The sequence below is a fragment of the Bradyrhizobium sp. P5_C11_2 genome (assembly GCF_054049755.1).
In genome coordinates this window covers 1-4,002 of record NZ_JBFULT010000640.1, presented here as the reverse complement: position 1 = coordinate 4,002, position 4,002 = coordinate 1, and the positions used below count along the sequence as shown (strand labels likewise).

4 protein-coding genes are annotated in these 4,002 nt (G+C 64.8%); 2 read left to right on the top strand and 2 right to left on the bottom strand.

Going from position 1 to position 4,002, the window contains the following annotated elements; genetic code table 11:
* Positions 1–462 (bottom strand): NUDIX hydrolase (locus tag ACXJL8_RS35900; RefSeq protein WP_456686528.1); only part of this gene is annotated, 462 nt, incomplete at its 3' end.
* Positions 463–580: 118 nt separating this feature from the next.
* Here ACXJL8_RS35900 and ACXJL8_RS35895 point away from each other — a divergent pair.
* Positions 581–1,003: a RidA family protein gene (locus tag ACXJL8_RS35895; RefSeq protein WP_456617419.1), complete on the top strand. Its 423-nt coding sequence runs from the start codon at positions 581–583 to the stop codon at positions 1,001–1,003.
* Between the two features lie 37 nt (positions 1,004–1,040).
* Here ACXJL8_RS35895 and ACXJL8_RS35890 read toward each other — a convergent pair whose 3' ends face one another.
* Positions 1,041–2,132: an enolase C-terminal domain-like protein gene (locus ACXJL8_RS35890; protein ID WP_456617420.1), complete on the bottom strand. Its 1,092-nt coding sequence runs from the start codon at positions 2,130–2,132 to the stop codon at positions 1,041–1,043.
* A gap of 189 nt (positions 2,133–2,321) precedes the next feature.
* Between ACXJL8_RS35890 and ACXJL8_RS35885 the strand changes: the two genes are divergently transcribed.
* Positions 2,322–3,884: an adenylate/guanylate cyclase domain-containing protein gene (locus tag ACXJL8_RS35885; protein WP_456686527.1), complete on the top strand. Its 1,563-nt coding sequence runs from the start codon at positions 2,322–2,324 to the stop codon at positions 3,882–3,884.
* The last annotated feature ends 118 nt before the right edge of the window (positions 3,885–4,002 follow it).

The following is a 4,002-nucleotide window of genomic DNA, read 5'->3' as shown; positions in this document are numbered from 1 at the left end:
GACGGAGAGCTTGCTTCCGAGCAGCAACGCGTTCAGCCCGGTCGGATAGAGGCTCGGCCCACCATCCATATCGAGCTCGCCAAGGTCGAACCAGCGCGCGACAATCTGCTCGCCGTTATCCTCGCGGAAATCAATCCGGTCCTGGCCGGCGAACGCGCCCTCTGGAAACGCGACCTCGGCGATGAACATCACCTCGTGCCCGGTCGATCCTTCGTGCACAAAGATGTTCTCCATCACCAACGGCTCGCCTGTGATGGTGATGTCGATGCCGAGCTCCTCGTTGAACTCACGCACCAGCGCGGCGCGCCAGCTCTCGCCGAACTCGATCTCGCCGCCGAGCGGGCGCACGCCCTTGATCCGTCCCGCATCGTCGCGCACCTCGGCCGCGAGCAGCCGCCCGTCCCGCCAGTGCAGGCCGATCGCGACGACGCGGATATGGGTATGCGGGCGCCAGGTAGTCATGGAGCATCGTTATCGTGCGCGCCACCTCGGTGCAATGCGCAGCCTTGATCCGCGACTCCTCGCCTGCCATTGTTCGGCCGCCCACCACGGCAACGAGAAATGAAGGCAGGTGACCGAGATGAGCAGCGTGAACAAGCCGGGCGGAAACTACCTGCCGGTGATCATCCATGGCGGAATTGCGTATGTCAGCGGTCAGCTGCCGCGTCGTGGTGAAGACCTGCTGTACGCCGGCAAAGTCGGGGCGGGTGTCGATATCGAGGCCGCAAAAGAGGCGGCGGCCCTCTGCGCCGATCTCTGCATTGCGGCGATCAACCACGCAACAGGCGGCGAAGACAGGATCGTCCAGGTCCTCCAGCTGGTCGGATACATCGCCTCGGCGCCGGGATTCACCCAGCAGTCGCAAGTCATGAACGGTGCCTCGGACCGGCTGATCGAACGGCTCGGCGATCGCGGCCGTCACGCCCGGACATCCGCTGGCGTCGCCGAATTGCCGCGGGGCGCTCCGGTCGAGCTGAATATGATGGCTGCTGTTCGGCCGTAGGCCTGTCGATCGGTGATCGACGCGGCGACAGGCGGCCCTATGTCACGAGATATTTGGCGACCGCCGCCTCGTCCCACGCAATCCCGTTGCCGGGCTCCTCGCCCGGCAGCGCAAAACCGTCCTTGATCTTCAGCCGCGTCGAAAGCACTGCGTCGGCCCAGTCGACATATTCCAGCCAATGCGCGGTCGGGGTCACGCACAGCAGATGCGCGCTGACTTCCGAGAACAGGTGGGTGGACATTTCGATGCCGGCGGCGTGCGCCAGTGACGCGGCGCGGAGCCAGCCGGTGACGCCGCCGATGCGCTGCACGTCCGGCATCACGTAATCGCAGGCCTCCGCAGACAGCGCCGACTGCATCGCGAAGGCGCTGTCGAAGTTCTCGCCGATCTGGACCGGCGTGCGCAGCGCGTCCGCGATGCGGGCGCAACCGGCGTAGTCGTCGTGGCGGATCGGCTCCTCGATCCAGGTCAGCCCCTCGTCGTCGAGCATCTCGCCGCGGCGGATGGCCTCGGTCACCGTCAGTGCCTGATTGTAGTCGCACATCAGCGTCACCTGGTCGCCGACCGCTTTTCGCACCGCGCGCACCACGGCGAGATCCTCCCGCGCATCGGGCCGGCCGACGCGGATCTTGGCGGCGTGAAAACCCTCGGCCAGCAGCTTATGCGCCTCGTCGACCGCAGCGCCCGCCGGCATGATGCCGAGCCCCTTCGAATTGTAGGCCCTGACCGGCTTCGGCGCGCCGCCGAGCAGGCGCGCCAGTGGCAGGCCGCGTGTGCGCGCCAGCGCATCCCACGCCGCCATGTCGATGCCGGATTGCGCCAGCCGCTGCAGGCCGGCCAAACCCAACAGCGTGAAGCGCTGGGTCAGCTTGCGCTCTATCTCGAACGGCAGCAGCGCGTCGCCTGTGAGCAGCTCCGACATTTCCGCGACCATCGCCGTCAGCGGCTTCAAGGCCGAGGGCGTGATCGAGAACAGATAGGCGTGCCCCGTTGCGCCCTGGTCGGTCTCGCAATCGATCAGCACCAGCGGTGCCTTTGCGACGGCGCCGGTCGAGGTCTGGAGCGGCAGGTTCATCGGCACGATCACGGGCCGCGCATGGAAGCGTTTGATGCGGATGGATTCGGTCATGGGATCTCCCGGCGGAGCGGATGCAGCTCGTTGCCGATCTTAAGCATCTGTGATGAAACGAAAAGCCGCCTGAGGCGACCACCATAAAATGGGGTTGCGCCGGTCCGCGTTTATTGGCTCTGTGCCGCCGCATTCCTTGCCGCAAAACCCCCGATTTTGCGACAAAATCGCACATAACGGAGCCACAGAGTGAAACAAGAGATCTCCGAAGAACAGCACAAGAGCGGCATCCTGACCGGCGCCGTGATCGCCTTCCTCCTGCTCGCTTTGCCGCTCGCGGTGTGGCTGGACCTGACGGAGCTCAGCAAGACGGCGTTGCGCCGTCAGGCCGCCGATCTCAATTCGGTCATATCGAGCGTGCGCGGCTATTATGCGGCCAATGTGGTCGGCCGTGTCCTCGCCAACCCCAACGGCACCACCAGGGTCGTTCACAACTACGAATCCGTTCCCGGCGCGATCCCGATCCCGGCCACGCTGTCGCTGGAGCTCGGACGGGTGATCGGGGCGCAGCAGGAAAACATCACCTACCGTTTCGTCTCGGACTTCCCGTTCCAGAACCGCGCGCCGCACCAGCTCGACAAATTCGAGAAGGATGCGCTGGAGGCCCTGCGCGCCGACCCCGAGCGGAAGATCGTCGAAACCGAGACCTCGCTGTTTAACGACAAGGTCCGCCTGGTCGCCCCCGTCTTGATGGGACCGGCCTGCGTGAGCTGCCACAACAGCCATCCCGAGAGCCCGAAGAAGGACTGGAAGGTCGGYGACRTCAGAGGCATCCAGGAGGTGATCATCGCGCAGCCGATCGCCGCCAACATCTTCTCGTTCAAGTTCCTGCTGGCCTATTTCCYGATCGCCGCGGGCAGCGGCCTGTCCTTCCTCTCGCTCCAGCGCCGCCAGGCCGGGCGTATCAAGAACATGAACAAGGAGCTCGAATCCGCGAACGACTTCCTCGCCTCGCTCTCGATGAAGATCTCGCGCTACATCCCGCCGCAGGTCTACAGGAGCATCTTCTCCGGCCAGAAGGACGTCACCATCCACACCGAGCGCAAGAAGCTCACCATCTTCTTCTCCGACATCCAGAATTTCACCGCGACCGCCGAGCGGCTTCAACCCGAATTGTTGACCCAGCTCCTCAACGAATATTTCACCGAGATGTCGGCGATCGCCCACCAATATGGCGGCACCATCGACAAGTTCATCGGCGACGCCATGCTGATCTTCTTCGGCGACCCCGAGACCAAGGGCGACCGTGCCGACGCGCAGGCCTGCCTTCAGATGGCCTGGCGCATGCAGCATCGCCTCGTCGAGCTCAATGCGAAATGGCGCGCCTCCGGCATCGAGCTGCCGTTCAAGGCCCGCATGGGCATCAATTCCGGCTATTGCAATGTCGGCAATTTCGGCAGCAGCGATCGCATGGACTACACCATCATCGGTGCGGAAGCGAACCTCGCCGCGCGTCTGCAATCGATCGCCGAGCCCGGCGGCATCGTGCTGAGCTACGAGACCTTTGCGCTGGTCAGCGAGACGGTGCGCGCGCACGCGCTGCCCGCGATCACGATGAAGGGCATCAGCCGCGAGGTGATTCCCTATTCGGTCGACGCGCTGAACGATGCCGCGGCGGAGAAGAGCGGGGTGATCACCGAACGCGCGCCGGGGCTCGAGCTCTATCTCGACCCTGCGGTGGTGAAGTCCGGCGATGCGGCGCGGGTGCGCTCACTGCTGGAGAGCGCACTGGYGTCGCTGAAGCCGGCGTGAGGCGGGTGTAGAGGTCGTCATGCCCGGGCTTGTCCCGGGCATCCACGTTCTTTGTGCCGCAAGAAACACGTGGATGGCCGGGACAAGCCCGGCCATGACGCCGGAGGAATTGGCCGTG

What these genes read in the sequence shown, in the direction of transcription:
- ACXJL8_RS35890 (WP_456617420.1), bottom strand. Translation starts at nt 2,132, where the DNA reads ATGACCGAATCCATCCGCATCAAACGCTTCCATGCGCGGCCCGTGATC.
- ACXJL8_RS35895 (WP_456617419.1), top strand. Translation starts at nt 581, where the DNA reads ATGAGCAGCGTGAACAAGCCGGGCGGAAACTACCTGCCGGTGATCATC.